This is a genomic window from Roseomonas sp. TS2 (genome assembly GCF_058833935.1).
In genome coordinates this window covers 33,293-59,437 of sequence record NZ_JCACVY010000010.1, presented here as the reverse complement: position 1 = coordinate 59,437, position 26,145 = coordinate 33,293, and the positions used below count along the sequence as shown (strand labels likewise).

Genomic DNA, 26,145 nt, shown 5'->3' with positions numbered 1-26,145 from the left:
CTGTGCAGGCCGAGCCGGGCCAGGCCCTGCAGCGTCGCCGGGGGCAGGCGCAGCGCGGCCAGCGGCAGGGCGGCCAGGATCTCGGGGCCGGCCTCGCCGGGCAGCAGGCACGGCGCCCCCGCGGTGCGGGCCAGGGCGGCGGCGGTGCCCGGCGCGCCGGCGATGGCGCCCCGCACCCGATAGCCGCCCGCTGCGAAGCTCCGTTCCACCGCCGCCAGCAGCGCGGCCTCGCCGCCGAACAGCCCGGCGACGCCGGTGACGTCGAGCATCAGCCCATCCGTACCGTCCACGGCGGCCAGCGGCGTGAAGCGCATCGCCCACAGCGCCAGGCGGGTGAGCAGCGCGGCATCGGCCGCCGGGCTGGCCTCGAACAGAAGCAGCCCCGGATGGATGGCCTGGGCGTCCGCCACGGCCTGGCCGGGCTGCAGCCCTGGCGCGGCGACGGCGGTGAGCCAGCGGCGCGGGCCGCGGCTGGCCCAGGCCGCGAAGGGCTGGCCGGCCAGGGCGGGGTGCTGCCGGCGCAGGCGGTCGAGGGTGAGGTCCGGCAGCGCCAGGGCAAGGTAGCGGCGGCTCATGGCAGAGCCTCCACCTGCAGCGCGCCGCCCTCGTGGCACACCAGCCAGGCGGCGGGCTGGCCGCCGCGGCAGCGCAGCAGCGCCAGCTGCCAGCAGGGGCGCAGGGCAGGGTCAGGGTGGGAGGCCACGCGCCAGCGGCTGGTGGCGCTCGACGGCCCGTGCTCGGCCGCCGCGCGCAGCAGCAGGCCGATGCGGGGGGAGCCCTCCACCGCCAGCTGCAGGCGGCGCGAGGCGGTGAGGTCCAGCACATCGAGCCGCAGCACGGCGCCGCCCAGCCCGGGCGTGCGCAGCGCCTCCTCCAGCAGCCACAGCCCATCGGCGGGTTGCCGGTAGCCGGCCAGCAGCAGCCGTTCGGGCGGCAGGCCGAGGCAATGCAGCCCGGGCGCCCAGGGGGTGTCGGCGGCGGGGGCGATCCACAGCACCGGCCCCGTGGTGCGGCCGAGGATCAGCGCGGCGAAGGCGAAGCCGGCATTGCGGTCGGCCATCTGGATCTCGTGCAGCGCGCCGCGCGCCAGGCCGCCTCCGGGCAGGTGCCGGTCGATGGCAGGGGCCAGGGGCAGGGGCGGGAAGGCCGCGCCGCCGCCGCCGCGCTCCATCCGGGCCAGCTGGTCCCGCAGCGCCTCGAGCCGGGCCTCGGAGGGAGCCACGGCACCCTCAGCCGGCGCTGTGCAGCCGGTCGGGCGGCCGTTTGAGGATCAGGAAGCCGGCACGCTCGAGGTGCTGCACCAGGTGCTCGGCGGCGAGGCTGGCGACCAGGGGCCCGCCCGACGGCCTTGGCCGGCCGCGCTCGTCGTAGCGCAGCGCATAGGCCAAAGCCTCCGCCACCTCATCGGCAAGGGCAGGGGAGAAGCCCGAGGGCAGGGGCAGCGGACGCGCAGCGTCAGGATCAAGGTCAGCCATGAGGCGACGCTAAAGGCGAATCGCAGAACGAATCAAGAACAAAGACTTGATTGACAGCGGAAGCAGGGCTGTGGGGGGAGACAGCCCCTTGCTCCTGCTCCACAGTTCCGCCTCTGCACGGCCACGGGCCAGTGCTGGAAGACAGGGCGCACCGCCCCCTTCTGGGGCTCAGGCCGATCTCGGCGGACGGCTGACCAGCGGCACGATCGCCTCCAGCAGCGCCGGCATCTCGGTGGCCGGCAGCGGCAGGCGCTCCGCCTCCAGCGTGATCTCGTCCAGCAGCCGGCCCGAGCGGGTGTAGAGCGTGAGATGCAACTGCCCTTCCTCGGCACGCGGCAGACAGACCACCTCCTCCTCCAGCGCTTCCTGCCGAGCGACCGCGACGAAGTCCTGGATTTCCCGCAATACGCTGCTCTGCTCGCCGGCCTCCTCCAGGAAGTCGGCGATCTCGGCCCCGGTCTCGGAGAGCGGCACCAGCGCCAGCGGCACGCAGCCGCCGAAGGCCTGGAAGGCCATGCCGCGCCAGCGGTCGAACGCCTCCGCCAGGGCCGCCTCCTCTGGCGTGGGCGGGGCGTCCTCGTCGGCGGACTCGGGCAACCCGGCCTCGGCGATCTCCTCCCAGAGCGGCACATCCCAGTCGAGTTGCAGGCCCAGCAGCACGCCGAACCCACCCTGCGCCAGCGCCTCGGGAGCGGCCGGCGGCAGCGCGGCCGGCGCCTCGCCCGCCACCAGGGCCAGCAGCGTCTGGCGGGCCTCGACGGGGGTCAGCGCGGCAATGGCCTCCGGCACGTACCAGTGCGGCAGCAGGTGCAGGGAGACCGCCTCCGGCAGCGCGCCGCAGGCCAGGAAGCTCTCCGCCAGCGCCGCCGGGTCGAGCAGCGCGTCGGGCGGGAGGGCCACGGGCAGCGACACCAGCCCGGCCCAGCCGGACGGGCCCACCGGCGCCGCCTCGGCCAGCGCCAGAAGCTCCAGCGAGAGATCCTCGGCCGCCTCCTCGCCATGGCGCTGCGCCACCTTGCGCACCGCCTGCTCCAGCACGCCGTCGCGCCCCTGGGCAATCAGCGCTTCGGCGCAGGCCTCGAAGGCGGCGCCATCCTCGCTGGCGAAGAGCCGCACCAGCCGGTCGGCCGGGGTGCCGGCACCCTTCTCCGGGCGCGATGGAGCCGGAGCCTCCACGCCGATCCGCCGCAGGGCCTCGGTGCCGTGCAGCAGTCGGCTGCGGTCGCGCCAGGCGGCAGGGCCACCGGCGCCGTCCTGCCACGCATCCCGCCAGCGCCGGGCGGCGGCCCGGTCGGCCTGCTGCACCAGCACCACCACGCCCTGCCGCAGCATCTCGGCGGCCACGGCGCGGTTGGCCTCCTGCAGCACCGCCAGCGGCACCTCGCCGCCGGGCCGCATCAGGTCCAGCGTCTCGGCATCCGGGTAGTGGGTCAGCACCACGGACCGCAGCTCCGGCGCCAGGTCGCGGGCCCTGGAGCGGGCCGTGGTCACGACCTCCCGCCAGGAATCATCGGCTGGTGCCATATTGCGGTCTCCGGAAATCTTCTTGTGGGTTGGCAGCCTTAACGCCGACAGCCCAGGCACACCATGGCTGCTGCGAATCATGGAGCCTGGGGAATCAGGGGGCCTGGGGTGGATCGTCATCCGGGTACCAAGGAATGCAGGCCGCGGCGCGGACCATCGCCTGCGAGACCTCCAGCCGTACAAGGCTGCCTCAATGCCAGGCTCGCTCCCAGGCAGACGATCCTCCATCCCCGCTCTGGGAAGCGCTCCTGGTCAGTGAGACGCTGGCGGGACAGTTCCATCTTCCGGCCATAGGCCTCTCGCCAAAGGAAGCCCAGTTCCGCCCGCTGCAGGGTTTCCGGTACGCCGGTGGACCGAGCGCGTGGCTGCCCTGCCGTGGCGTCCCCGTTCCAGCGGCAGCCGCGCGCCTTGAGGCGGTCCTTGGCCTCTCAAAAGGTGCCTCCACCGCCCAGATGCGCCAGGAGGTCTGGCGGGCGGCCCTCAGCAGGCGCGCAGCTCCGTCACGCCGGAAGTGGGGCAGCGGCCTTCAGGATCGCCAGCGTCGCGCGCAGTCATGCAGCGCCCTGTGCCCGCCGAAGAACAGCCGCAGCGCATGGCGAGATAGCCGAGCCGCGTACCCTCGAGCCTCCTGGCCGCCCAGCCCTCGGCGACAGAGCCGCTCGTACGGGATGCCGCTCCTGCTGCGGCTCCGGGGCGCGGTGCTGCCGTTGCTGCGCCATTCCCAGGGCGGCACCGGCGCGCTGGCGGTCAGGACCGACTGCCGCGCGACTTCAGCATGCGCCGTGCGATCGCCATGCGATGCACCTCCGTCGGGCCTTCATAGATCCGCATCAGCCGGACCTGCTGGTAGAAAAGCTGCAACGGCAGCTCACGGGTCATTCCCATGGCGCCGTGGCACTGCATGGCCTGGTCCAGCACCTCCTGCGCCGTCTCCGTGGCGAAGACCTTGATCATGGAGGCCTCGTGGCGCACATCCCCGCCGGCATCCAGTGTCCTCGCAGCGGCCTGCACCATCAGCCGCAGGGCGTGCACGCGGATTCCCGCATCGGCGATCCACCACTGGATGGCCTGGCGGTCCGCCAGCTTCACGCCGAAGGTCGCGCGGTTGTTGGCCTGGTCGATCATCATCTCCAGCGCGCGGCCGATGATGCCCACGCAGCGCGCGCCCACCTGCAGGCGGCGGATGTTCAGCCGCAGCTGCATCGGCGCGTAGCCGCGCCCGAGCTCGCCCAGCACCTGGCTCTCCGGCACACGGCAATCCTCGAAGACCAGCTCATAGGTCTTCTTGCCGCCGATCATCGCGATCTCGCGCTCGATGATGAAGCCCGGCGTGTCCTTCTCCACGATGAAGGCGGTGACGCCCTCCTCGCGCTTCCCCTCGCCGGTGCGCGCCATCAGGATGATGAAGTCGCAATAGGGCACGCGGCTGACCCAGATCTTGCGGCCGTTGATCACCCAGTCCGAGCCGTCCTTCACCGCGCGGGTGATCATGCCCGCCGGGTCGCCGCCCGCCCCGGGCTCGGAGATGGCGATGCAGGACTTCATGCGCCCCTCGGCATAGGGGACCATGTACTTCTCGCGCTGCTCCGGCGTCGCCACGGCCTTGAGCATGTGCAGGTTCGGGCTGTCCGGCGGGAACTCGAAGGGCGTGATGGTGCGGGAGACCTCCTCCTCCACCATCAGCCGGTCCAGCGCGGAGAGGTTCACGCCGCCCATCTCCTCCGGCACGTCGAGGCCCCAGAGACCGAGCTCCCGGCACTTCTCCAGCAGCGGCGCCTCCTCCTCCGGCAGCAGCCGGTAGCTGCCGGTCTCCGCCTCGCGCTTCAGCACGGCGGCTTCCAGCGGCATCAGCTCGCGCTCGACGAAGCGCTGGACGAGATCCTGCAGCATGCGGCTCTCGTCGTTCATCATCATGTCCATGGGCGTTCCTCGTTTCCCTGCGGCGCGCTCAGCCCGGCACGACCAGGCCATCGACGGCGACGGCGCCCTGGCCCTCAGAGCGCACGATGAGCGGGTTGATCTCCGCCTCGGCCACCATCTCCCGCGGCAGCGCGGCCAGCAGCGAGAGGGCGCGGATCGCCGCCGCCAGGGCCGGTACGTCGCCGCGCGGCAGGTTGCGGTAGCCCTCGATGGCGCGCAGCTCGGGGATGGCCGCGATCATCTCCTGTGCCGTCTCCAGCGAGACGGGCGCCAGCCGCACGGCGGTGCGGCGCGACAGCTCGGCGGTGACGCCGCCGAGGCCCAGCACCACCACGGGCCCCACCTCCGGGTCGTGCCGGTAGCCCAGGATCACCTCGGCGAGGCCCTGCTGCATCGGCGCCACCAGCACCCCCTCCAGCTTGGCAGCGGGAAAGGCCGCGCGGGCGCGTGCCAGGATCTCCGTCACGGCCGCCGCGATCTCCGGCCCGCGCAGGCCGAGCCGCACCAGCCCCGCATCGGTCTTGTGGGCGATGTCGGGCGAGACGATCTTCACCGCGGCCGGCCCCTCGATGCCGCGGGCCTCCGCCGCATCCGCCACGATCCGGCTGCCGGGGCCCTCGATGCCCAGCGCCGCGAAGACGGCGCAGGCCTCCGCCTCGTTCAGCCGGCGCGGGCCATAGCCCTGCAGCAGCGCCCGCGCGCCCGCCGCCGCCGGGTCCGGCGCCTCCAGGCCGCGCGGCGCGCGCCAGGAGAGGTAGGCGTTCAGCGCATCGGCGCAGGTCTCCGGCGTGCGGAAGCCGGCGACCCCGGCCGCGTCGCAGATCGCCAGCGCCGCATCGGCCTGCGGCGCGCAGAAGACGGCAAGCGGCTTGCTGCCGTCATAGACGGAGAGGATGTTCTCCTCCACCTGGGTGGGGCGCAGCCGCGCGGTGGAGCCGAGCACCGCCACCACGGCGTCGCAATGCTCGCCCGCCACGATCTCCTTCAGCACGGTGGTGTACTGCCCCTTGCCGCCGCCCATCGGCAGGTCGATCAGCGGCGAGTCCGACACCTCGATCCCCTGCCCCGCCAGCCGCGCCCGCATTGCCTCCGGCGGCGGCGCCACCTCGATGCCGAGAGAGCCCAGCCGGTCCACCACCATCGCGGCGCCGCCGCCCGTGCCGGTGAGCACGGCCACCCGGCGGCCCTTCGGCGGGCGCCGGCCCATCACCAGGCGCGGCAGCTCCACCAGCCCCTCCAGCGTGTCGACGCGCAGGATGCCGTTCTCGCGGAAGAAGGTGTCGGCCAGCTCGTCGCCGCCCACCATGGCGCCGGTGTGCGAGACGGCGATGCGCCGCCCGACCTCCGAGCGGCCGAGCTTGTAGGCGATCACCGGCTTGCCCAGCGCATGGGCGCGCCGCGCGGCGCGGGCCAGCGCCTCGGCGTCCCGCAGCGTCTCGAGGAACAGCAGCACCGCCTCGGTCGCCGCGTCCTCCACCATCAGCGATGCGATCTCGCCCACGCCAAGGTCGCATTCATTGCCGACAGAGACGAGCTTGGAGAAGGACAGGCCGCGCGTGCGGCAGCGCGAGAGCAGGGCGCCCATCATGCTGCCGCTCTGCGAGATCAGGCCGAGCGGCCCCGGCTCCAGCGGCTCCGCCTCGACGGCGGCGTTGTTGGTGATGGGCACGCCATCGGTGACATTGACGAGGCCGAGGCAGTTGGGCCCGACCAGCCGCACGCCGCCCTTGCGGGCCAGCGCCACCAGCCGCTCCTGACGTTGCCGCCCGGCCTCCCCCATCTCGGCGAAGCCGGCGCTGTAGATGGTGGCCACCCGCACGCCGCGCTCCGCGCAGCCGGCGATGGCCTGCTCCACCGCCGGCGGCGGCACCATGAGGAAGGCATGGTCCACCGGCCCCGGCACGTCCCGGATGTCCGGATAGGCCGTCTCGCCGAAGATCTCGCGCCGGCCGGGGTTCACCGGCAGGATGCGGCCGCGGTAGCCGGCCTTCTGCAGCACGCGCTGGGCGCGCGAGGTGTTCTTCGCCGGGTCCGCCGAGGCGCCGATCAGCGCGATGCTGCGCGGGCGGAACAGGGCATCGGCCAGCGTCTGGCCGGGGGCGTGCGGTGGGGCATCCGCCGCGAGAGTCTGGTCCATCATCGGGTTTCCCTCAGCGTCCCTGGAAATCCGGCAGGCGGCGCTCGGCCATGGCGCGGCGGCCCTCGGCGAAATCCTCCATCCGGCGCTGCCACACCTGCTGCTCGAACTCGCGCTCGATGGCCTGGTCGAACAGGTCGGGCAGGCCGCGGCGCAGCGTGGCGCGCACGCTCTGCACCGCCTGCGGCTGCGAGTGGCCGATCTCCTCGGCCAGCGCCTGCGCCGCGCCCAGCACCTCGGCCTGCGGCACCAGCTCGTCCAGCAGCCCGATCCGCAGCGCCTCGGCGCCGTCGATGCGGCGGCCGGTGTAGAACAGCAGCGCCGCCTTCTGCGCGCCGATCAGCCGCGGCAGGGTGGCCGAGAGGCCAAAGCCCGGGTGGAAGCCGAGCCGGGTGAAATTGGCGGCGAAGCGCGCCTCGGCGCAGCCGATGCGGAAATCCGCCACCACCGCGAGGCCAAGCCCGGCGCCGATGGCCGCGCCCTGGATGGCGGCGACGACCGGCTTGCGGCCGCGCAGCAGCCGCGCCGCCTGACGGTAGAGCGTCTCGCCCGGCGCGTCGCGCGGCGTGTCGAGGCCGCCGGAATCGCCGCCCGAGAAATCGGCGCCGGCGCAGAAATGCCGGCCGGCGCCCGCCAGCACCACGGCCCGCACGCCGTCATCGGCATCGAGGGCCGCCATCGCCTCGGCTAGGAGCACGACCAGCGCGCGGTCGATGTGGTTGTTGGGCGGGCGGCTGAAGGTGAGCGTCGCCACACGGCCCTGACGTTCGATGGCCAGCGGCGGGGCGTCGCCCGCCCTCCGCGGCATATCCCGCTCCATGCTTCTCTCCCTCGCCGGCCGTCGGGGCGCCCGGCGGGGCGCTTGCGGCGGGCTTTGGGTTCTTATAGTGTTGTACGTACAACATGACAATGGCCCATCGGGGCCGGATGGGAGACGCCCGCATGGACCTCGACACCCCCCTCGCCCCCGCCACAGCCAGCCGGCCCGGCACCGCCGGCCCTACGGCGCGCCTCGCCGGCTTCGCCGCCGGGCTGCGCTACGCCGCGATCGACGAGGCCGCGCGCCAGGCCGCGCGGCGCCACCTCATCGACACGCTCGGCGCCATGATCGCCGGCGCCGGGCAGGAGGCCACCACATCCGGACGCAACGCCATGCGGGCAGCGGGCGTGGGTGCCGGCATGGTGCCGGTGCCGGGCTTCGGCGAGTGCTACGACGCCCTCAGCGCCGCCTGGCTGGGCGGCACCAGCGCGCATGGGCTGGAGCTGGATGACGGCCACCGGCCGGGCTCGGTGCATCCCGGCGCGGTGGTGGTGCCGGCCTCGGTCAGCCTCGCCTTCCTGCGCCACTCGACCGGTGAAGAACTGCTGACCGCCATTGTCGCGGGCTACGAGGCCTGCTGCCGCATCGCCGCCGCCAGCCATCCGCGCGCCCGCTGGCGCGGCTTCCACAACACCGGCACCGCCGGCGTCTTCGGCGCGGCGGTCGCCGGCGCCTCCCTCATGCGGATGGACGCCGCGGCGGTGGAGAACGCCATCGGCACCGCCGCCTCCTATGCCGCCGGCCTGTTCACCTTCCTCGGCGGCGGCGACGTCAAGCGCACCCATCCCGGCCATGCGGCGCGCGAGGGGCTGATGGCGGCGCTGCTCACCGAGGCCGGGCTGCCCGCCCCGCGCGGCGCGCTGGAGATGAAGGAAGGCTTCTTCCACGCCTATGCGGGCGGTGACACCGGCGCCTTCGACGGCGCGGCGATCGACCTGATGAGCGCTGGCGGCCACCATCCGGACAGCCCCCTCGCGGTCGCCAACTGCTACATCAAGCCCTATGCCTGCTGCCGCCACATCCATCCCGGCATCGATGCCGTGCTCGCCATCCTGCGGGAGGAAGGGGTGACGGCGGAGGCGGTGGAGCGGGTCGAGATCGGCACCTACGCCATCGCCGCCACGCATGGCGCGGTGGGGTGGTCGGAGATGACCACGGCGCAGATGAGCTTCCCCTTCGTCATCGCCACGGCGCTGCGCGCGGGCCGCGTCAGCCTCGCCGATTTCAGCACCGCGCACCGGGCCGACCCGGAGACGCTGGCCCTCGCCGGGCGCGTCTCGGTGGTCGTCGACCCGTGCTGCGAGGCCGACTATCCGTCTAAGCGCAGCGCCCATGTGACCGTGACCACCCGGGACGGCCGCCGGCTGCACCGCTACGTGCCCGAGCCCTTCGGCGGCGCCCGCAACCGCCTCTCCGACGATGGGATCAGCGCGAAGTTCCTGGACCTCGCCGCCCCCGTGCTCGGCGCCGCGGCGGCGGAGGCCGTGCTCGGCCGGCTCTGGCGGATCGACCAGGCCGATGATGTCGCGCCCATCCTCGAGGCCGCCGCGCTGGCCGGGGGCGGCGGCCGCAGCGTCTAGCGCCCCGTTCGCGCGAAGGCGACGGCCGGGCGGAGGAGGCCGCCCTAGCCTTCGCCCTCCGGCGCGCCGAGGCGGAGCGCATAGGCGAAGCGGTCCGCGGCGGCGTGGTGGTTCTCGGTGGCCTCCAGCAGCCGGCCATCCGCCGCCAGGAAGCGCCGCCGGATATGCAGGCCGGGCGAGCCGGCCGGCACCGCCAGCAGCTCCGCCACAGGGGCCGGCAGGCTGATGGCGGTGATCTCCTGCAGCACCTCGGCCACCGCCACGCCCATCCGCTGCCCGATCAGCCGGTAGGCGGGTGTCGTCACCAGCTCGGGCAGCGTCGTCACGGCGGCGAACTCGGCCGCCACGTGCAGGTCCACCACGGAGATCGGCGGGCGGCTCCGGTCCTCCGGCCAGCGCAGGCCGCGCAGGTGCACCCAGCGGCTGCCAGCCTCGGCGCCGATCCGTGCGGCGTGGGCGGCATCCGCCGTCACCGTCTCGCGCGAGAGCAGTTCCAGCCGGGTGGGCGTCGCATAGCCCATCACGTCCGTGACGGAGCGCACCGCCAGCACGTAGTCGCTGCGCGGCTGGTCGGCGATGACGCGCGTGCCCACGCCCTGGGCGCCGGCGACAAGGCCCAGCTCGCGCAGCCGCCGCAGCGCCTGCCGGATGGTGGAGCGGCTGACGGCGAAGTGCTCGGCGAGTTCCTGCTCGGTCGGCAGCAGCGAGCCGACGGGCCGCCCCTTGTCCAGGATCTCCCCCGCCAGGGTGGCGGCCACGCTCGCATAGCGCGGCTGGGCGCTGGACAGCAGCTGGCTGACCGCGGGCGAGAGCGGGGCGGAGCGCGCCTCCCGGGCGGGAAGCGAGGGACGGATCGGGAGCTTGCTTCTCGACATGCTTGGTTGACTTGTCTCTCTAAGCCTAGATACGGTTGTTCGTACAAGAGCACAACAGGCCAGCATTGCCTGTTGAAGTGCCCTCAGCGGAGGATCTCCATGACAGTCTCCATCAGCCGCCGTGGCCTCGTCGGCGGCCTCTCCGGCCTCGCCCTTCCTGCCCTGTGGGTCCGGCCCGCCCAGGCGAAATGGCCGGACCGGCCGATCCGCCTGGTGGTTCCCTACACGCCGGGCGGCAGCAATGACGCGCTGGCCCGGCCGCTGGCCGAGGCGCTGCAGGGCACGCTGGGCAAGCCGGTCATCGTCGAGAACCGCCCGGGCGCCGGCAGCACGCTCGGCGCCGGCTTCGTCGCAAATTCGCCGCCCGACGGCTACACGTTTCTCCTCGCCTCGACCTCTTTCGCGACCAGTTCCACCTATCTCAAGACCCCCTACGACGCGCTGGAGAGCTTCGATCCCGTGGCGCGCATCTGCCTGGCCCCCATGCTGATCGTGACCAAGCCGAACGGCTTCCCGGACATGCGCACCCTGGTGGGGGCGGCGCGGGAGGGTGCCGGGCGGGTGCAATACGCCATGGCCGGCATGGGGGCGGTGGGCCACTTCACCATGGAGGCGTTCAACGCCGCCGCCGGGCTGAGCATGGAGCCGGTGCCCTATTCCGGGATCTCGCCCGCGCAGGCGGACCTGCTGGCGGGGCGGGTGGATATCATGGTGACGACGCTGGCCTCCATCAGCAACCTCGTCACCAGCAACCAGGTCCCCGTGCTCGCCTATACCAGCAGCGAGAGGATGAGCTACGCGCCGCAGATCCCGACGGTGAAGGAGGCGACCGGCATCGACTTCGCCGTGGATGTCTGGTGGGGCGTGCTGGCGCCGAAGGGGACCCCGGCTCCCATCCGGGAGGAGTTGCACGGTGCCATCAACCAGATCATCGGGACCGAGCGCTACACGAAGTTCCTGGCGCTCGAAGGAGCGAAGCCCATGCCGCAGAGCATGGCGGAGTTCGGCTCCTTCGTCGCGGCTGATATCGCCCGCTGGCGGAAGCTGGCGCAGGATGCGCGCATAAAGGCCAGTTGACGCAACTCAACATTTACGGCGCCTTGCAAAACCTGGACAGATGGCAGGGCCGCACAGATCTGAGTGGCAGGGCGAAGCCCCTGATCTCAGATGAACTCTGGCCGGTGATCGAGCCGCTGCTGCCGCCGGAGGGATTCCAAGCCACGAAGGGCGGACGACCGGCGGTACCCCCCCCGAGCCGCCTTGAGCGGCATCCTCTTTGTTCCCCGCTCGGCATATCGCGGGAGAGGGGCTGCGGATCTGGCATCACCTGCTGGCGGCGGCTGGCGGGGCTGGCAGGAGACTGGTGTGTGGGACCGGCTGCACCATGAGTTGCTGCTGCGGCGCTTGCGCCATGCGGACCGCATCGGCTGGAGCCGCGCAGCGCGTCCATTGCAGCCAAGAGGGAGCGCCGGAACAGGCCGCGAACCCGGTGGATCGCGGCCAGGCAGGCATCAAGCGCCACCTCGTCACCGGCCGGCGCCTGCCTGCTGCAGGAAACCCGGGCAACCCCCTCGCAGACCAGACAAGCTATACGCCACGAGCGCAGGATTGACATCGACCATGCCTTCGCCGCGCTCGCCTGCTTCCTTATCTGCTCCAAGGTACTGCAGGGCAGGTTTCGAAAAGCGATGTATGCCGCTGCGCAAGACAGTCAGTTTAAAATATGGCTGTCAGGCTAGAAATCGAAGGAAGCGGATACAATGAAAGTACGCGGGGACCCTACGGTGACGAAGTTACCGGTAGTGAGCCAGTAATTTTCTCCGAAGGCATTCTCCAGGTTGGCACGCAGCGTAACCGGCTTGTTGGAGATCTCCGTCGTATAGCGGGCGCCGAAATCCACGCGTGTCCAGCTGTCGAAGCGCAGCGTATTGGCGGTGTTCAGGTAGGCGCCCGAGGTGTAGATCAGGCGGCTGTTCAGGGCGAGGCCGGTCACCCCCGGCACGTCCCAGTCCAGGGCACCCGAGAAGGTCTTGTCCGGCACGCCTGCGGCGTCGTTGCCACGCTCGGCAGGGTTGGTGGGGTTGGTCAGCTCGGGCTTGAGGAAGGTCGCGCTGGCCAGGGCGCGCAACCCCGGCACGACCTCGCCATAGGCGGAGAGTTCCACGCCCCTGTTCCGCTGCTCGCCGTCATAGGCGAGATTGTTCTCGGGCGTGCGGATCGAGTTTGGCCGGGCGATCTGGAACACCGAGGCGACGGTGGTGATACGGCCCCAATCCACCTTCACGCCGGCCTCGTACTGCTCGGACTTGTAGGGGGCGAGGACCTCGCCGGTGTTATCGTAGCCAGCCCCGACGATGGTTCCGCGCGTCAGGCCCTGCGCGTAGTTCGCGTAGAGGGAGACGTTCTGCCAGGGCTTCACCACCAGCCCGAAGAGCGGTGTCGTCGCATCCGCGTCGTACCGGCTTGTCCGCGCCTGGGTTGCGGTGTTGTAGCTGTTGACCTCCACGTTCTGGAAGCGGACGCCGCCGGTCAGCAGCACCCGGTCGTTCAGGAAGGACAGGGTGTCGGCCACCGCGAGGCTCGAGAATTCCGTCAGTGACGCCCGCCGCGGATCGGTGCGCCGGGCGGTGATGGGCGGCAGCGGCGCCGGGTTGTAGATGTTGGAGGGATAGCCGGTGGAGGAGGGGATGTAGGCGTTGCCCGCCTCCTGCCGCAGGCCCGAATAGCCGATGTTGAGGGTGTGGCCGATGCCCAGCGTATTGAAGCGGACATTGGCGCCCACGGTGCCGCTCACGGTCTTGCTGTAGGAATCGTAGTAGGAATTGGTGAGCGGGAAGTTGCCGAGCGCATTGGCACCGCCGGGGCGGGAGTCGGGGAAGGTCTGCTCATTCCACCCGTCGCGGTAGCCGATAGCGGCATAGGCGGTCACCGAGTCCGTCACATCGTACTCGACCCGGGTGGCTATGGTGCTGTCCTGCTGGCGCAGGCTGGTGCCGGGATACCAATTGCTGCGCGCGTCCGGCGGAGACGGGATGTAGGCGATGGTGGGCAGCAGGGTGAGCTGCGGGCGGAAGTTCTTCGTGTCGTCACGCTGGAAGATGCCGTCGACAGACCAACGCAGCCGGTCGCCGCGGTAGTCCAGCCCCAACGCGGCGAGGCCGCTGCGCAGGTTGCCATCGTCGATCGAAGCCTCGCCATCGCGATACAGGCCGTTGAAGCGCACGCCCCACTCGTTGTTCGCCCCGTAGCGGCGGGCCACATCGGCCTGGATGCCGAAATTGCCGTCGCTCATGAAGGTCGGCGTCAGGCGGGTCAGGGGCTGATCGCCGGCACGCTTGGTGATGATGTTGATGCCGCCGCCGATGCTGCCGCCCGGCGAGATGCCGTTGATGAACGCGCCAGGCCCTCTGAGGAGCTCGATCCGCTCGATATACGCCGCCTGGGCGCGGTTGGAGGAGATCAGGCCGTACAGGCCGTTCAGGCCGACGTCCTGGCTGCCGACCTGGAAGCCGCGGATCGAGAAGGTATCGTCGAAGCCGTTGCTGCCGGTCGTGAGGCGGACGGAGGAATCATTGATCAGCGTATCGGCCGCGGTCCGGCCTTGCTGGTTCTCGATCAGTTCGGATGTGTAGCTGGTGGTGCTGAAGGGTGAGTCCAGCACGCTCCTGGCACCCAGCAGGCCCAGCGATCCACCTTGCGCGACCTGGCCACCCGCATATGGCGGCGGCAACGCCGCCGGTGCAGCGTCAGTCGTGACATTCAAGGTTGGCAGCGTGATCACGCCAGGTGTAGAGCCGGTCTCCGCTGCCGGTGACGCTACATCAGGATTTGCTGCCTGTTGCGCATAGGCAGCCGGGACAACGGAAAGGCCAAGGAGCACCACGGCTCCGGCTGCCTGCCTGATGAGCGCATCAGGGCGGGTTCCAAACGATACTCCAGCCAGATCGTTAGCCACATCGCTTTGGCGGCTGCCATGACGGACAACCAGCCATGTGCTGGTCTGGTGGTTGGTTGGACTCATCGAGGCAGCCTCATGGCAACGCATTCAAATGTTGATAATGATTATCATTAGCATGGTTGGGTTACATTGGACAAGCTTCTCAGGCGCAGTCCTTGCTGTTGGATTTCGACATTCGATGCGCTTTCCAAGCCGTCCTCGAAACGCGTTGAGGCAGATGAAGGAGCGGGCGCAGGCGGTGGAGGCATGATGGATGTCGAGCCTGCGCTCGCAGCGGATGACGAGGCGGCGGAGGCGGTTCGTCCAGGCAAAAGCCGCGCTCGTCTCCTGAACCAGGCGCCGTACAGCCGGGATCGGCGGCTAGAGGCTGTTATGGATCTGCGGGTGGGTCACGATCAGGCTGCGGGGCATGAGTGCCCGCAAGCCCTACCCCTCTGACGTTTCCGACGACGAATGGGCGTTGGTGGCGCCCTACCTGACATTGCTGTCTGAGGATGCCCAACAGCGTGAGCACAGCTTGCGCGAGGTGTTCAACGGCCTGCGCTACGTGGTGAAGACCGGCGCATCCCGGCGCTGGATGCCGAACGACCTGCCGCCCTGGGCTGCGGTGTACCAGCAGGCCCAGCGCTGATTGGCGGCAGATTGCTTCGAGGCTCTGGCCGAGGATCTGCGGACGGTGCTGCGCCTGGCGGCCGGGCGAAAGGCGCAGCCCAGCGCTGTCATTCTGGATAGTCGGACGCTGCGCTCCTCTCCCGAGAGCGGCGAGCGGGCGGGGTATGACGGCGCCAAACGCAAGAAGGGTTCCAAGCTGCGCCTGGCGGTCGGCACGCTGGGCCATCTGTTGGCTCTCCATGTCACGCCCACCAGCGCGGATGACCGCGCTGAGGTCGGGCGGCTGGCCCGGGCGGTGCAGGCCTCCACCGGGCAGAGCGTCGTGAAGTTGCCGGAGGCCAGGCGCGGCTTCGTGCTTCTGCCGCGGCGCTGGGTGGTCGAGCGGTCGTTTGCCTGGGCCAGCCGCTTTCGGCGGCTGGTAAAGGACTACGAGCGCTATGCCACCACTCTTGCCGATCTCCGCCTCGTCGCCTTCGCCTGCATCATCCTCAAGCAAGCCGCTCGACTGGCCGCAGGTCCATGACAGCCTCTATGTCGGTCAAGATAGGCAGGCAGAGTATGCTGAAGCTTCAGCGAGTAGTGTTGCTCCCGCAGCCGAACCGGACCGCACAACTTCAGCCAGGGCCGCGAAGCGGCCGGCATCCATGCTGAGCGTGGTAGCGATCCATACCACCCGGCCATCAGCCTGCTCCACGGTCTCAGTGCGCCAGCCGTCGTTGCCACTCACGGGAGCGCCGCCACGAGGTCCGAGCCAGAGGCCGAGGCGGCAGCCGCGGGGGCCAACATAGCCCGCATAGGTTCCGCCGCCAGTTGGCTCGATCCAGCTCAGCCGCAGTCCAGCGGCGGATAAATCGGGCAGGCCGGGAGCAGCACTGGCTGTATCCGCGGTTGCGGCTAAGAAGCGGCGATGGGCAGCCAGGGAGGATGTTTCCCGCCCCGGGAGCAGGACGAGACCAGCCGCAGCCAGCGAGAGGGCGATCAAGGTTCCGCCCACCAGCGCCGGCCTTCGCCAGAGCGGCTGCGCCGGTTCAACCGGCATGCCGGGCATCGGCAGGTTGGCGTCGATCGCCGTGGTCAATGCCCTCAGTCGCGCCAGATCCGCTAATCGGACGGTCAGTGATGGGTCATCGCGCAGGGCACGGGCCGTGTCCGAAGCCTCCGCCGGCGACAACTCGCCGTCCAGCAGGCCGTTCAGGCGCTCGTCCATGCCACTCAACCCGACTTCCTCCGCAGTGGCGCCGCCCTGTTCTCGCTCAGCGCCTCCAGCATGGCAGCGCGGCCCCTGGCCAGCCGGCTCATGACCGTGCCCTTGGGCAATCCGAGCGTCGCCGCGACTTCCAGATAGGAGAAGCCCGCGAGATCCACCAGGGCTACCACCTCGCGTTGCGCTTCTGGCAACCGGGCCAGCATCTGGGCAACCGCAACTTGCGCGAAGGCAGCGTCACCGCCGGTCCAGCCCTGGCCAGCCAGCGCCTCTTCCTCCACCCGGTGATCCTGTGCCACCCGGTTGCGCCGGACAACGTCCAGGAAGGCATTGCGCAGGATGCGGAACAGCCACACCCGCGCTTCCGCCTCCGTGCCGCGTGGTGGGCGGGCCGCGAGGGCGCGCGCCGCGGCCTCCTGCCACAGATCGCGGGCAAGGTCGGGGTCACCCGCCAGCGCCCGGGCGTATCGGTGCAGCGCCGTGCCATGGCGTGCGAGCAGGTCGCGCTGCTTGGACACGGCCGCAGGGTATCTGCAGCAGGCAGGGAATAAAACACCCTCCTCGCGCGTCCCTCTCTCAAGAGGCCGCCGCTTCGCGGCCCGGGGGAGGACAAGCGACCATGAAGACCGAGCGCAGCCTTGTGGAACTTTTTGCCAGCGATCCAGAACGTGCCGAGGCGCTGGCCTGGGGCCGGCGGGGCGCCCTGAAGGGCGTGTCCCTTGCCGCAGTGGGCATGGCCCTAGGCGCGGCAATGCCCTTCGGGACCCGGATGCCCAGCGGGCTGTTGCCCGCCGCCCTGGCACAGTCGGCCGGCGATACGCCGATCCTGCGGATGGACGGCAAGGCGGCGCTGATCCTGCTCGGCGAGCGGCCGCTGGTGGCCGAAACGCCCGAGATCATGCTCGACGACGATGTGACGCCGGCGGACAAGATGTTCATCCGCAACAACGGCCAGATTCCGGACCGCTTCGCCGCCGACCCGAAGACGTGGCGCTTCAGGCTCGATGGCGAGGTGAACAACCCCCTCGACCTCAGCCTCGGCGACCTTGAGTCCCGCTTCGAGGCGGTGACGATGCGGCTGCAGATGGAATGCGGTGGCAATGGCCGCGCCGCCTTCGTGCCGGAAACCCGCGGCAACCAGTGGAACAACGGCGCCATCAGCAATTGCGAGTGGACCGGTGTGCGGCTGCGCGACGTGATCCGCGCCGCAGGCCCCAAGGAGAGCGCCCGCTTCACCGGCCACTTCGGCGCCGACCCGCACCTGTCCGGTGCCACCGATCGTGCGGCCATCTCGCGCGGCATGCCGGTTGCCAAGGCGATGGAGGAGCACACGATCATCGCCACCCGCATGAACGGGCAGCCGATCCCGCAGATCCATGGCTATCCGCTGCGGCTGGTCGTGCCGGGCTGGCCGGGCTCTCTGTCCCAGAAGTGGCTGACACGGATTACCCTGCTGGCCGAGCCGCACCGGGGGCAGGGCATGGGCGGCACCTCCTACCGCCTGCCGGTGCGGCCGATCGTGCCGGGGTCGCAGAACGACGGCGCCACCTTCGCCGACATGACCTCGATGCCGGTACGCTCGGTGCTGACGAACCTGGCGCATGGAACGCGGCTTCCGGCCAACACCCGGCGTGTCGACCTGCGCGGCCATGCCTGGGCCGGCGATGACGAGGCGCGGGCGGTGCATGTGTCCGTCGATTTCGGCGCCACCTGGCACGAGATGGCGCTGTCGCCGCCGCCGAACCGCTACAGCTGGCAGCGCTGGGCCGGCGCGGTGGAGTTGCCCTCCGACGGCTATTTCGAGGTGTGGCACCGCGCCACGGATACCAAAGGCCGGATGCAGCCTCATGTGGCACCCAACTGGAACCCGCAGGGCTACGGCGCCAATGCCATCGGCCGTGCCGCCATCCTGGTGGGCTGAGACGCCGCCGTGACGATGAGCCGAATGGTTGCGGGCCTGCTGGTGCTGGTGGTGCTCGTCCTGGGCGGGCAGAAGGCCGGCTGGTGGGCCCAGCCCGAGACCCGTGCCCCCTATCCACCGACGCCGGCTGCCCTGGCCTTTGCCGAAATGCAGCGGGCAGAACAGGCGCGCGCGGCGGCGGCGGAGGCCGAGAACGCCCGTCTGGCGGCCGTGCAGACGCCCGCTGAAACCGAGGAGGTGCTGCCGGCCGGCCACGGCCGTGCCGAAACCTTCGCCAACTGCACCGCCTGCCATTCCACCGCGATCATCCGCCGCTCGGGGCTGACGCGGGAGCGGTGGGATGCGCTGATGGACTGGATGGTGGAGAAACAGAACATGACCCCGCTGGAGCCGGACATGCGGGTGCTGATTGTGGACTACCTCGCCAGCGCCTTTCCGGCCCGGCAATCCAATCCCCGGGCACGCAATCCGTTTCTGAGCAACTGACGACGCCTGGCTGTTCTGGCAGGCCGGATACCTTGCAAAGCCTCTCGCTGGCCTTAAACCGTGAGCCGGCTGACGAAAAGGGTAGGGGCATAAGGAGATCGCCCGGCAGCGGTCTCCTCACGGTCCTTCATCAAAGGCAACGCTTCGGAACGTCTCCAGCAGGGAGCCCACTGCTGGCAGTTCGACGTACTCGCGGCGGGCGACGAGCACGAGGTTCCGCCGGACCGGCGGATCGAGCGACAGCTCGTTGAGGCGATGATCTCGCCAACGTGCCATGGAGTGCTCGGGCAGGATCGCGATGCCGAGCCCGAGGTTGACCATGCCGAGGATCGCCTCGATGGAATCCAGCTCGAGGATGGCGTTTACCTTGACGTTTCTGGAATGGAGCGCCTCGTTCACGATCCGTCCTACGCCCATTGCCCCGCTGAACCGGATGAAGGGACGCTTCGCCAGCATGTCATCGACATCCGGCAGGACCAAATCGTCATGCGCGAAGAGCTTCAGCTCCTCCTGCCGGATCAGCTCGGTGGCCAAGCCGATATCCAGGCGATCCGGGGCGGTCACGACGGCGGCGTCGAGGCGTCCCTGGCCGACCTTGAACATGAGCTCAGCTGAAAGGCCGCTCTCCGCATGAATTGTCAGCCCCGGATGAACGTCCCGCAGCCGGAGCAGAACCCGGGGGAGGAGGTTCGCCGCGGCCGAGGGAACGACGCCGATGCGCAATGATCCGATCAGCTCTGAGGGTGCCGCGTGAACGGACGCCCTGAGCGCGTCGTACTGGTCGATCAGTGCCCTCGCGCGGTGGACCAGTGTCCAGCCGTGCCGGTTCAGCACCGGCGGTCGGGTGGTCCGGTCAAAGAGCGTGATCCGCCACTCCTCCTCCAAGGCCTTCATCTGCAGGCTCACTGCCGATTGCGTGATGAAGAGCCGCTCGGCCGCCGCGCTGAAGCCCCCGCTGTCGGCGATCATGGCAAGGGTTCTCAGATGCCGGATTCCCATAGCCTATCATGAGTTTAATTTATCTTAAGTGCAAAACCTTATCGCTTTACCTTGTGGTCGTGTGTGCCAATCTGGCCGAAATCCGCGATAACAAGGAAACGCTCCGATGCTGCTCAACCTGACGCCTGAGCAGGCACGCCTTCAGGGATTGGCCAGGGAAATTGCCGAGACCGTCGTGCGTGGCCGCGCTGCTGAGACCGATCGCGCCGAAGCTTATCCCTGGGACAATGTCCGGGCTCTCAACGAGGCCGGGCTGATCGGCTACACCATCCCCAAGGAATATGGCGGAGCAGGAGGCAGCTTCCTGGACGCCGTCCTCATCGTCGCGGAAATGGCGCGGGTCTGCGGCGTCACGGGCCGTATCGCCGTCGAGGCCAACATGGGCGCCATCTCCGCCGTGATGCGCTATGGCACGGAGGAGCAGAAGAGGCTGGCCGCCCGGATCGTGCTGGCCGGGGACAAGCCCGCGATCTGCATCACCGAGCCGGATGCCGGCTCCGCCGCGACGGAGATGACGACCTCCGCTGTTCAGCGTGGCAATGTCTACGTGCTGAACGGCAAGAAGCACTGGATCACCGGTGCGGGCGTCTCGAAGCTGCACCTCGTTTTCGCGCGCGTCTTCGACGAGGCCGGCCAGGAACAGGGTATCGGCGGCTTCCTGATCGTCCACGGCGACCCTGAGGTGCCGGACACCAGAGGCTTTCGGATCGGCAGGCGGGAGCCCACCATGGGCTTGCGCGGTATTCCCGAGAGCGAGGTGATCATGGAGGACGCCGAGGTCCCCGTGAGCATGGCATTGCAGCCACCCGGAGGTTGGCGCCGAGGCTTCGCCGAACTGATGAACGCCTATAACAGCCAGCGCGTCGGCGCCGGGACCGTGGCGCTCGGCCTCGCGCAAGGGGCCTTCGAACACGCCCTGGACTACGCCAAGTCGCGCCAGCAGTTCGGCCGCCCGATCGCTGAGTTCCAGGGCCTGCAATGGATGCTGGCGGACATGTCGGTGCAGCTCAATGCCGCCCGCCTGTCGCTCTACAACGCGGCCAACAGCGCCAACCCCTTTCCTGACCCCCTGCTGGCCGCGCAGGCCAAGGTGCTGGCCTCCGAGATGGCCATCAAGGTCACGAACGACGCGCTGCAGATCTTCGGCGCCCGGGGCTACTCGCGCAACCTGCCGCTAGAGCGCATGGTGCGGGACGCGCGTATGTTCACGATCGGCGGCGGCACGGCGCAGGTTCTGCGGACGCAGATCGCCGCCCGGCTCCTGGACCGCAAGCTGCCGCAGACACGGGATGGCTACCGGCGCGAAGCCCTGAAGGTCGCGGCCGAGTAGAGATCCCCAACCTGGCCTTGGTTGAGGTTCAGGGTCTATCCGCAAGGCCCGGGTTTTGGTCTTGGCTCAGAGAATGAAGACGCCGCCGCGGCGTGATGAAAGGCAGGAGGGGCGACGTGAAGGACGCTCAGGGTTACCCGCTCACGACATCCAGCCAGGATGCTGCGCTACTCTACGGCGTTGCCCAGCAGAACCTGCTCGAGTATCGCCTGGCCACGATGCAGTCGATCAAGGACACGATCCAGGCGGACCCCCACTTCGCGATGGCTCACTGCCTGCGCGGCTACCAGTTCATGATGTACGGTTCCTTCTCCGTCCTGAACAATGCGAAGTCGGCGCTGCGTGCGGCGGCTGCCGAAGCGGCCGGAGCGACAGAGCGTGAGCGGATGCACATTGAGGCGTTGCGCGCCTGGACGGAGGGCCGGACCGGCAAGGCCATCACGGTCTGGGAACAGCTCCTCAGCGCCTATCCGCTCGACATCGTCGCGCTGCGGATGCACCACTTCAACTGCTTCTGGACGGGACGCCAGCACTCGCTCCGTGGTGGTGCGGCCTCCGTGCTTGACCGCTGGCCGCAGGAGATGCCCGGCTACGGCAATGTGCTGGGGATGCTGGCCTTCGGCTATGAGGAGTGCGGCCAGTACCGCGAGGCCGAGAAGTTCGGCCGGCTGGCCGTGCAGCACAACCCGAACGACCTATGGGCCCTGCACGCCGTCGCGCATGTGCTGGAGATGGAGGACCGGCAGCAGGAAGGCATCGACTGGCTGACGCGGCCGGAGAACCACTGGTCCGACCGCAACCCCTTCAAGGGCCATCTCTGGTGGCACCTCGCCCTGTTCCACCTGGAGAGCGGGCATTATGAGCAGGTGCTCGATCTCTATGACCGTTCCGTGCGAAACGACGGCTCGACCTTCTACCTCGACATCCAGAACGCTGCCTCGCTGCTGGCACGGCTGGAACTGCTCGGGATCGATGTTGGGAGCCGATGGGCGCAGCTGGCAGATTTCGCCGAGCAGAGCATCGGTGACCATGGTCTGATCTTTACCGATCTGCATTACATGATGGCCCTCGCGAAGGAGCACCGCTTCGAGGCGGCCGAACGTCTCCTTGCCTCGATGGAAGACTTCGCCGCACAGGACTCGGGCGACAGCGCCGCAGTGGTGCGGGCGATCGGCCTGCCACTCTGCCGTGGTATCCTCCGCTTCGAGCAGGGCGACTACGCCGGTGCCGTCGACGAGTTCGCGCCCTTGCACAACAATGACGCGCCGATCGGCGCCAGCCACGCTCAGCGCGACATCATTGACCAGTACCTCATCGAGGCAACCCGGCGCGCGAGCAATCTGCCACGGACACGGATGCTGCTGGCGGAGCGGGTCGCGCTGCGGCCGCGGAACAAAGCGGCCGTTGAGCGGCACATGGATGTCACGCGTCAGATCTATAGGACTGCCTGACATGCGGGAGGCGCGAGGCAGGGCCCATGTCTTGGCCGGCTCAGACAAGCAGGAGGAGATCGCCCTGTGATCGAACTTGACGCCATGGCCGCGAGCGTGCCGGACGGTGCGCTGATCGCGATGCCGCCGGACAACTCCTTGCCCTCCGTCGCACTGGCCAAGGCACTGGTCCGACGCGGCGCGCGCGGGCTGCGCTGCTTGGCGTGCCGGTTTCTGGCTTCACGACCGACCTGCTTATCGGCGCGGAATGTGTAACGGAGGTGGAGACCAGCGCGGTATCACTCGGTGAGGCCGGCTTTGCGCCGCGCTTCACAGCGGCACTGAAGGCCGGCACCATCACCGTCCGGGACGCAACCTGCCCAGCGATCCACACCATGCTGCAGGCCTCCGGGAAGGGTGTACCCTTCATGCCCCTGCGCGGGGTGATCGGCAGCGATATCCTCGAACGGGCCTGCGAGGGCGACGAGCGGACTGGCGTGCAGCTCATGAGGCGCGCGCTGGAAGCACCGGCCCGGCAGATCGCCAAGAACTCGGCCGCGGATGGCGGCGTGGTGGTGGCGCGCATGCGGGCGGGCGAGGGGGCATCGGCTTCGACGCCGCGAGGAACGCGTATGCCGACCTGGTCGCCGCCGGCATCCTCGGCCCGACCAAGGTTGTGCGCGTGGCCCTGGAGAATGCCGTCTCCGTGGCCGGCCTGCTGCTGCTGACCGAGGCTACCATGACCGAGCTTCCGGAGAAGAAGCCCGCCGCCGAGGACGCCGCCCTGGCGCTGTGAGGACAAGGCCGGGCGACGATGCCGCCCGGCCCCGCAGTGGCCTCAGATCTGGGGATACAGCGAGTAGTCGTGCAGGGGGCTGATCTCCATCCTGTCCTCGACCCCCCGCACGCCTTCGACGCGCTCGGCGGCGACGCAGATTGCCCGCCGCGCCGCCTCCGACCGGCAATATCCCTCCAGGCGGACGATGCCGTTCTCGACGATCACGCTGGTCAGATGCTCGGTGGCCCAGCTGTGACGACGCATCTCCTCCACCACCGCCTGCTGGATGCGCTGGTCAGGCCCGGCGGTACCGACCCGGTCGCCCTCCGCGATGATCACGCGCAGCAGGTCCGCCCGGGACACGACCCCGACAAGGCGGCCGTCCCGCAGCACCGCGACCCGGCGCACGTTCCGCTTCTGGATCACTTCCACGGCTTCGCCGACGGCGGCGCTCTCGTCCACTGCGGCGACATTGGGCGACATGATGTCCCGGACATGCCGGCCATGTGTCCTGACGTACTGCGTGGCAGCGCGGTCGCGGTTGATCATCTGCCGGGCCAGCCAGCCGAGCCCCGCCTCCTCGCCCGCCGGCGCCAGGCGGCGGATCAGGTCGCCCTCGCTCACGACGCCGATGGGCGTCCCGGAGCCATCCACCACGAAGGCCGCGGAGATGTGGCGTTGCGCCAGCAGCTGCGCGACGGCTTCGATGGCCATGTCGGGCGGCACGACCACAGGGTCGCGGGTCATGATCGATTGCACTTGCATGAGACAGCCTCCTTCTCCTGCACGGTTTCCTCGGTGCAGCAGTATCAGGCCCGTGCTCCGGGGAACCTTGATCTGGAGCAGCTTCCGCGGGCCTTCGGTCGCGCCGGCCGGCTGATGTCCGTCAGGGCAGGGGCCGTGCCTCCGGTGCCAGTCTTCCACACCGGCAGCGCATCCCGGCAGGGTCAGGTGGAGCGAGGTCATGCAGGGTCATTATATGGAAAGGGGCCAGGGACGCCTCGCCCAGGATCTCCAGCAGCTCCGGCTGATGATCGAGGAGATGGGAAGCCGGGCGATCCGCCAGGTCAGCGATGCGAGCACCGCCCTTCTGCAGCACGACAACGGCCTCGCCGAGGAGGTGCTCCGGCGTGATGTGCAGCTCGACGCCCTGGAGCGCGACGTGGATGCCGCATGCATCCGCCTGCTGGCGCTGCAGCAGCCTCTCGCCGCGGATCTCCGCCTCATCGTCGCGGCCCTCAAGACGAGCCATGATCTCGAGCGGATCGGCGACTATGCGGCGAACATCGCAAAGCGCAGCCGGGCCCTGCGCCGGATACCCGATTGGCTGCACCGGGCGACGCTGGGCGAGATGGCCTGGCTGCTGCAGCGGAACATCAAGGAGGCTGTCCGGTCCCTGGTCGAAGCCGACGCAGCGGGAGCCTGGGCGGTGTGCCAGTCCGATGACGATGTGGACGCGCTCTACGACCTGGCCTCCCAGGCCGTTCTCGAGCAGATGTCGGCGGGGCGGTGCGAGCCCGACACCGGCACGCACCTGATGTATGTCATCAAGGGCCTCGAGCGCATCGGCGATCATGCCGTGAATGTTGCCGAGATGGCCTACTATGCCGTTCGCGGCGCCAGCGCTCCGGTGCAGCGCCCCAGGAGGTGAGGTCCGGCGCCGGTGGCAGGGCCGCCGGTGCGCATGGCGCGGGCGAGTTCCGCGCGCAGGACCTCATGCAGCAGCCCGCCGGCCGGCCCGCATGCGGCGAGCTCCGGGATGCCGGCGGCATCGCCCCCGACAGGCCGGTGGACTCCGCCAGGCAGGCCGCCATCAGGTGCGGCACCGGGACGTTGCCGCGCAGCCCTGCGGGCTTGGCCGCGGCGGCAGCCGCGGTTGCCGGGTGGAGCGCCGCGCATTGCGCGCAATGCTCGTCAGCCTGACGCAGATCATCGCTCCGGAGCACGGAGACTGTAACCAGGGGCCGTGGCGGGCAGCGAGATCCGCTGCCTCTGCCATGGGACACAGGAGGAATCATCATGTCCGACAACACGGTAAGCATCCCGAAGGCCGTGCAGCCGGTGCAGCCGCCTGCACCGGCGATGCCGGAACGCTTCTGGCAGCCGCTGGCGGGCCTGCGGGACGAGATGGACCGCGTCTTCGACAATCTCTGGCGCGGCTTCGGCGGCAGCCCGCTCCGCCGCGGCGAAATGATGCCACCCTGGCGCAACGACATGCCGTTCACCGCCGCCCTGCCCGCGGTGGACGTCACCGAGAGCGACAAGGATTTCCGCATCACCGCCGAGCTGCCGGGGCTGGGGCGGGATGACGTGGAGATCAGCCTGTCCGGCAACATGCTCACCATCAAGGGCGAGAAGAAGGAACAGCGGGACGAGAAGACGGCGAACCACTACCTGTCCGAGCGCCGCTTCGGCAGCTTCCGCCGCTCCTTCGAGCTGCCCCAGAGCGTGCGGCGCGACGGCATCGAGGCCAGCTTCGACAAGGGCGTGCTGTCGGTCATCCTGCCCAAGACGGCGGAAGCGGCGCAGCAGACGCGCAGGATCGAGGTCAAATCGGCCTCCTGAGGCTGTCGCCGGGGGAGCATGAGCGACACGCGTGATCCCGCCCCGGAATCGCCTGCCGCCATCGGCCTGCCGCTGGTACCGGCCCCGCCGCCATCGCGGGTCCGCCCGGGCCGCGATGGCGGCGGTGGCTGGGCCGTCATCACGCTGGCCGCCGGCCTCTCCCTGTGGCTGGTGCTGCGCGGGCTGCTCGGCGTGCCGATCGCCGGGTCCGTCGCGCTGTTCCTCACCGGGGTGGCGCTCTACCTGTTCTACGCCACGGCGGTCGGCCTGCTGTTCATCCTGATCGTGCAGCCCATGATCCTGCTCTCCGGCGGCAATACCCGTTGAGAGAGCATGCCGCGCGCCCTGCAGGCGGTGATGATCGTCTTTCCCTCCACCCACTTCGTGTCCTTCGCACAGGCCATCCTGTATCGCGGGGCGGGGCTGGACACGGCCTGGCCCGCCTTCGCGGCGGCGGCCGCGATCGGGCTGGCGGTGCTGGCGGCGGCCCTGCTGCGCTTCCGCGCCACCCTGGCCGCCGCCCTGTCATGA

24 protein-coding genes and 2 pseudogenes are annotated in these 26,145 nt (G+C 69.9%); 13 read left to right on the top strand and 13 right to left on the bottom strand.

The window, feature by feature from the left end; genetic code table 11:
* From ACZJYS_RS03935 to ACZJYS_RS03905, 7 genes are all read right to left on the bottom strand, one after another.
* Positions 1 to 575, bottom strand: a 575-nt coding sequence (locus tag ACZJYS_RS03935; protein ID WP_493175935.1) for a DNA polymerase Y subunit UmuC family protein, incomplete at its 3' end; no start/stop codon positions are given.
* The gene (locus ACZJYS_RS03930) at positions 572 to 1,222 is read right to left on the bottom strand and encodes an ImuA family protein (RefSeq protein ID WP_493175933.1); all 651 of its coding nucleotides are present in this window, start codon (positions 1,220 to 1,222) and stop codon (positions 572 to 574) included. The genes ACZJYS_RS03935 and ACZJYS_RS03930, both read right to left, overlap by 4 nt.
* Positions 1,223 to 1,229: 7 nt before the next feature.
* On the bottom strand, positions 1,230 to 1,475 hold the full coding sequence (locus tag ACZJYS_RS03925) for a hypothetical protein (RefSeq protein ID WP_146201950.1): 246 nt from the start codon (positions 1,473 to 1,475) through the stop codon (positions 1,230 to 1,232).
* A 168-nt stretch (positions 1,476 to 1,643) separates the two neighbouring features.
* A complete protein-coding gene (locus ACZJYS_RS03920; RefSeq protein WP_493175931.1) occupies positions 1,644 to 2,999 on the bottom strand; it encodes a hypothetical protein in 1,356 nt (451 codons plus the stop codon).
* A 747-nt stretch (positions 3,000 to 3,746) separates the two neighbouring features.
* Complete coding sequence (locus ACZJYS_RS03915; RefSeq protein ID WP_379651729.1) at positions 3,747 to 4,919, bottom strand: acyl-CoA dehydrogenase family protein; 1,173 nt, start codon at positions 4,917 to 4,919, stop codon at positions 3,747 to 3,749.
* A gap of 28 nt (positions 4,920 to 4,947) precedes the next feature.
* Positions 4,948 to 7,056, bottom strand: coding sequence for an acetate--CoA ligase family protein (locus ACZJYS_RS03910; RefSeq protein ID WP_493175929.1), 2,109 nt, complete (start codon positions 7,054 to 7,056; stop codon positions 4,948 to 4,950).
* Positions 7,057 to 7,069: 13 nt separating this feature from the next.
* Positions 7,070 to 7,876, bottom strand: coding sequence for an enoyl-CoA hydratase/isomerase family protein (locus ACZJYS_RS03905; RefSeq protein ID WP_379637438.1), 807 nt, complete (start codon positions 7,874 to 7,876; stop codon positions 7,070 to 7,072).
* A 122-nt stretch (positions 7,877 to 7,998) separates the two neighbouring features.
* On the opposite strand from ACZJYS_RS03905, the gene ACZJYS_RS03900 reads away from it, so the two are divergent.
* Positions 7,999 to 9,456, top strand: a complete 1,458-nt coding sequence (locus ACZJYS_RS03900) for an MmgE/PrpD family protein (RefSeq protein WP_493175926.1) — start codon at positions 7,999 to 8,001, stop codon at positions 9,454 to 9,456.
* Positions 9,457 to 9,500: 44 nt separating this feature from the next.
* On the opposite strand, the gene ACZJYS_RS03895 is transcribed toward ACZJYS_RS03900, so the two are convergent.
* On the bottom strand, positions 9,501 to 10,331 hold the full coding sequence (locus ACZJYS_RS03895) for a GntR family transcriptional regulator (RefSeq protein ID WP_109518742.1): 831 nt from the start codon (positions 10,329 to 10,331) through the stop codon (positions 9,501 to 9,503).
* Positions 10,332 to 10,430: 99 nt separating this feature from the next.
* Between ACZJYS_RS03895 and ACZJYS_RS03890 the strand changes: the two genes are divergently transcribed.
* The gene (locus ACZJYS_RS03890) at positions 10,431 to 11,408 is read left to right on the top strand and encodes a Bug family tripartite tricarboxylate transporter substrate binding protein (RefSeq protein WP_493175924.1); all 978 of its coding nucleotides are present in this window, start codon (positions 10,431 to 10,433) and stop codon (positions 11,406 to 11,408) included.
* A 59-nt stretch (positions 11,409 to 11,467) separates the two neighbouring features.
* Positions 11,468 to 11,871: pseudogene (locus tag ACZJYS_RS03885) on the top strand (transposase); the annotation flags it as partial.
* A 195-nt stretch (positions 11,872 to 12,066) separates the two neighbouring features.
* Here the strand turns inward: ACZJYS_RS03885 and ACZJYS_RS03880 are convergent.
* Positions 12,067 to 14,352 (bottom strand): TonB-dependent receptor, encoded by a 2,286-nt coding sequence (locus tag ACZJYS_RS03880; RefSeq protein WP_493175922.1) that lies wholly within the window; start codon positions 14,350 to 14,352, stop codon positions 12,067 to 12,069.
* A gap of 346 nt (positions 14,353 to 14,698) precedes the next feature.
* Between ACZJYS_RS03880 and ACZJYS_RS03875 the strand changes: the two are divergent.
* Positions 14,699 to 15,424 (top strand): annotated as a pseudogene (locus ACZJYS_RS03875) (transposase).
* 15 nt (positions 15,425 to 15,439) lie between these two features.
* Here the strand turns inward: ACZJYS_RS03875 and ACZJYS_RS03870 are convergent.
* Together ACZJYS_RS03870 and ACZJYS_RS03865 are read right to left on the bottom strand one after the other, a co-directional pair.
* Positions 15,440 to 16,108 (bottom strand): anti-sigma factor family protein, encoded by a 669-nt coding sequence (locus tag ACZJYS_RS03870; protein ID WP_493175920.1) that lies wholly within the window; start codon positions 16,106 to 16,108, stop codon positions 15,440 to 15,442.
* A 5-nt stretch (positions 16,109 to 16,113) separates the two neighbouring features.
* Entirely contained in the window at positions 16,114 to 16,623 is a 510-nt protein-coding gene (locus ACZJYS_RS03865) for an RNA polymerase sigma factor (protein WP_181378255.1), read from the bottom strand.
* Positions 16,624 to 16,856: 233 nt separating this feature from the next.
* On the opposite strand from ACZJYS_RS03865, the gene ACZJYS_RS03860 reads away from it, so the two are divergent.
* Positions 16,857 to 18,026 (top strand): sulfite oxidase, encoded by a 1,170-nt coding sequence (locus ACZJYS_RS03860; RefSeq protein WP_493175919.1) that lies wholly within the window; start codon positions 16,857 to 16,859, stop codon positions 18,024 to 18,026.
* 9 nt (positions 18,027 to 18,035) lie between these two features.
* Complete coding sequence (locus tag ACZJYS_RS03855; RefSeq protein WP_146201953.1) at positions 18,036 to 18,512, top strand: hypothetical protein; 477 nt, start codon at positions 18,036 to 18,038, stop codon at positions 18,510 to 18,512.
* Between the two features lie 117 nt (positions 18,513 to 18,629).
* Here ACZJYS_RS03855 and ACZJYS_RS03850 read toward each other — a convergent pair whose 3' ends face one another.
* Positions 18,630 to 19,511: a LysR family transcriptional regulator gene (locus tag ACZJYS_RS03850; protein WP_109518747.1), complete on the bottom strand. Its 882-nt coding sequence runs from the start codon at positions 19,509 to 19,511 to the stop codon at positions 18,630 to 18,632.
* Between the two features lie 106 nt (positions 19,512 to 19,617).
* On the opposite strand from ACZJYS_RS03850, the gene acdA reads away from it, so the two are divergent.
* The 3 genes from acdA to ACZJYS_RS03835 all read left to right on the top strand — a co-directional run bounded on the left by acdA (position 19,618) and on the right by ACZJYS_RS03835 (position 22,547).
* A complete protein-coding gene (gene acdA / locus ACZJYS_RS03845) occupies positions 19,618 to 20,841 on the top strand; it encodes a 3-sulfinopropanoyl-CoA desulfinase (protein ID WP_493175917.1) in 1,224 nt (407 codons plus the stop codon).
* Between the two features lie 116 nt (positions 20,842 to 20,957).
* Complete coding sequence (locus ACZJYS_RS03840) at positions 20,958 to 22,292, top strand: tetratricopeptide repeat protein (RefSeq protein ID WP_379637419.1); 1,335 nt, start codon at positions 20,958 to 20,960, stop codon at positions 22,290 to 22,292.
* A gap of 66 nt (positions 22,293 to 22,358) precedes the next feature.
* Positions 22,359 to 22,547 carry a hypothetical protein gene (locus ACZJYS_RS03835; protein WP_493175914.1) on the top strand — a complete coding sequence of 63 codons (189 nt, stop codon included), beginning with the start codon at positions 22,359 to 22,361 and terminating at the stop codon, positions 22,545 to 22,547.
* A gap of 562 nt (positions 22,548 to 23,109) precedes the next feature.
* On the opposite strand, the gene ACZJYS_RS03830 is transcribed toward ACZJYS_RS03835, so the two are convergent.
* The gene (locus ACZJYS_RS03830) at positions 23,110 to 23,814 is read right to left on the bottom strand and encodes a CBS domain-containing protein (RefSeq protein WP_493175911.1); all 705 of its coding nucleotides are present in this window, start codon (positions 23,812 to 23,814) and stop codon (positions 23,110 to 23,112) included.
* Between the two features lie 199 nt (positions 23,815 to 24,013).
* Here ACZJYS_RS03830 and phoU point away from each other — a divergent pair, with 199 nt between their 5' ends.
* From phoU to ACZJYS_RS03810, 4 genes are all read left to right on the top strand, one after another.
* Positions 24,014 to 24,700, top strand: a complete 687-nt coding sequence (phoU, locus tag ACZJYS_RS03825; protein WP_493175909.1) for a phosphate signaling complex protein PhoU — start codon at positions 24,014 to 24,016, stop codon at positions 24,698 to 24,700.
* Between the two features lie 368 nt (positions 24,701 to 25,068).
* Positions 25,069 to 25,614 (top strand): Hsp20/alpha crystallin family protein, encoded by a 546-nt coding sequence (locus ACZJYS_RS03820; protein ID WP_493175907.1) that lies wholly within the window; start codon positions 25,069 to 25,071, stop codon positions 25,612 to 25,614.
* 18 nt (positions 25,615 to 25,632) lie between these two features.
* Positions 25,633 to 25,941: a hypothetical protein gene (locus tag ACZJYS_RS03815; RefSeq protein WP_493175905.1), complete on the top strand. Its 309-nt coding sequence runs from the start codon at positions 25,633 to 25,635 to the stop codon at positions 25,939 to 25,941.
* A 6-nt stretch (positions 25,942 to 25,947) separates the two neighbouring features.
* Positions 25,948 to 26,145, top strand: coding sequence for a hypothetical protein (locus ACZJYS_RS03810; protein WP_493175903.1), 198 nt, complete (start codon positions 25,948 to 25,950; stop codon positions 26,143 to 26,145).

Bases quoted from the DNA above. Each gene is read 5' to 3' on its own strand.
- ACZJYS_RS03925 (WP_146201950.1), bottom strand. From the start codon at position 1,475: ATGGCTGACCTTGATCCTGACGCTGCGCGTCCGCTGCCCCTGCCCTCG.
- ACZJYS_RS03850 (WP_109518747.1), bottom strand. From the start codon at position 19,511: ATGGGAATCCGGCATCTGAGAACCCTTGCCATGATCGCCGACAGCGGG.
- ACZJYS_RS03910 (WP_493175929.1), bottom strand. From the start codon at position 7,056: ATGGACCAGACTCTCGCGGCGGATGCCCCACCGCACGCCCCCGGCCAG.
- ACZJYS_RS03830 (WP_493175911.1), bottom strand. From the start codon at position 23,814: ATGCAAGTGCAATCGATCATGACCCGCGACCCTGTGGTCGTGCCGCCC.
- ACZJYS_RS03895 (WP_109518742.1), bottom strand. From the start codon at position 10,331: ATGTCGAGAAGCAAGCTCCCGATCCGTCCCTCGCTTCCCGCCCGGGAG.
- ACZJYS_RS03860 (WP_493175919.1), top strand. From the start codon at position 16,857: ATGCCCTTCGGGACCCGGATGCCCAGCGGGCTGTTGCCCGCCGCCCTG.
- ACZJYS_RS03900 (WP_493175926.1), top strand. From the start codon at position 7,999: ATGGACCTCGACACCCCCCTCGCCCCCGCCACAGCCAGCCGGCCCGGC.
- ACZJYS_RS03820 (WP_493175907.1), top strand. From the start codon at position 25,069: ATGTCCGACAACACGGTAAGCATCCCGAAGGCCGTGCAGCCGGTGCAG.
- ACZJYS_RS03920 (WP_493175931.1), bottom strand. From the start codon at position 2,999: ATGGCACCAGCCGATGATTCCTGGCGGGAGGTCGTGACCACGGCCCGC.
- ACZJYS_RS03890 (WP_493175924.1), top strand. From the start codon at position 10,431: ATGACAGTCTCCATCAGCCGCCGTGGCCTCGTCGGCGGCCTCTCCGGC.
- acdA (WP_493175917.1), top strand. From the start codon at position 19,618: ATGCTGCTCAACCTGACGCCTGAGCAGGCACGCCTTCAGGGATTGGCC.
- ACZJYS_RS03815 (WP_493175905.1), top strand. From the start codon at position 25,633: ATGAGCGACACGCGTGATCCCGCCCCGGAATCGCCTGCCGCCATCGGC.
- ACZJYS_RS03870 (WP_493175920.1), bottom strand. From the start codon at position 16,108: ATGGACGAGCGCCTGAACGGCCTGCTGGACGGCGAGTTGTCGCCGGCG.
- ACZJYS_RS03880 (WP_493175922.1), bottom strand. From the start codon at position 14,352: ATGAGTCCAACCAACCACCAGACCAGCACATGGCTGGTTGTCCGTCAT.
- phoU (WP_493175909.1), top strand. From the start codon at position 24,014: ATGCAGGGTCATTATATGGAAAGGGGCCAGGGACGCCTCGCCCAGGAT.
- ACZJYS_RS03905 (WP_379637438.1), bottom strand. From the start codon at position 7,876: ATGGAGCGGGATATGCCGCGGAGGGCGGGCGACGCCCCGCCGCTGGCC.
- ACZJYS_RS03915 (WP_379651729.1), bottom strand. From the start codon at position 4,919: ATGGACATGATGATGAACGACGAGAGCCGCATGCTGCAGGATCTCGTC.
- ACZJYS_RS03810 (WP_493175903.1), top strand. From the start codon at position 25,948: ATGCCGCGCGCCCTGCAGGCGGTGATGATCGTCTTTCCCTCCACCCAC.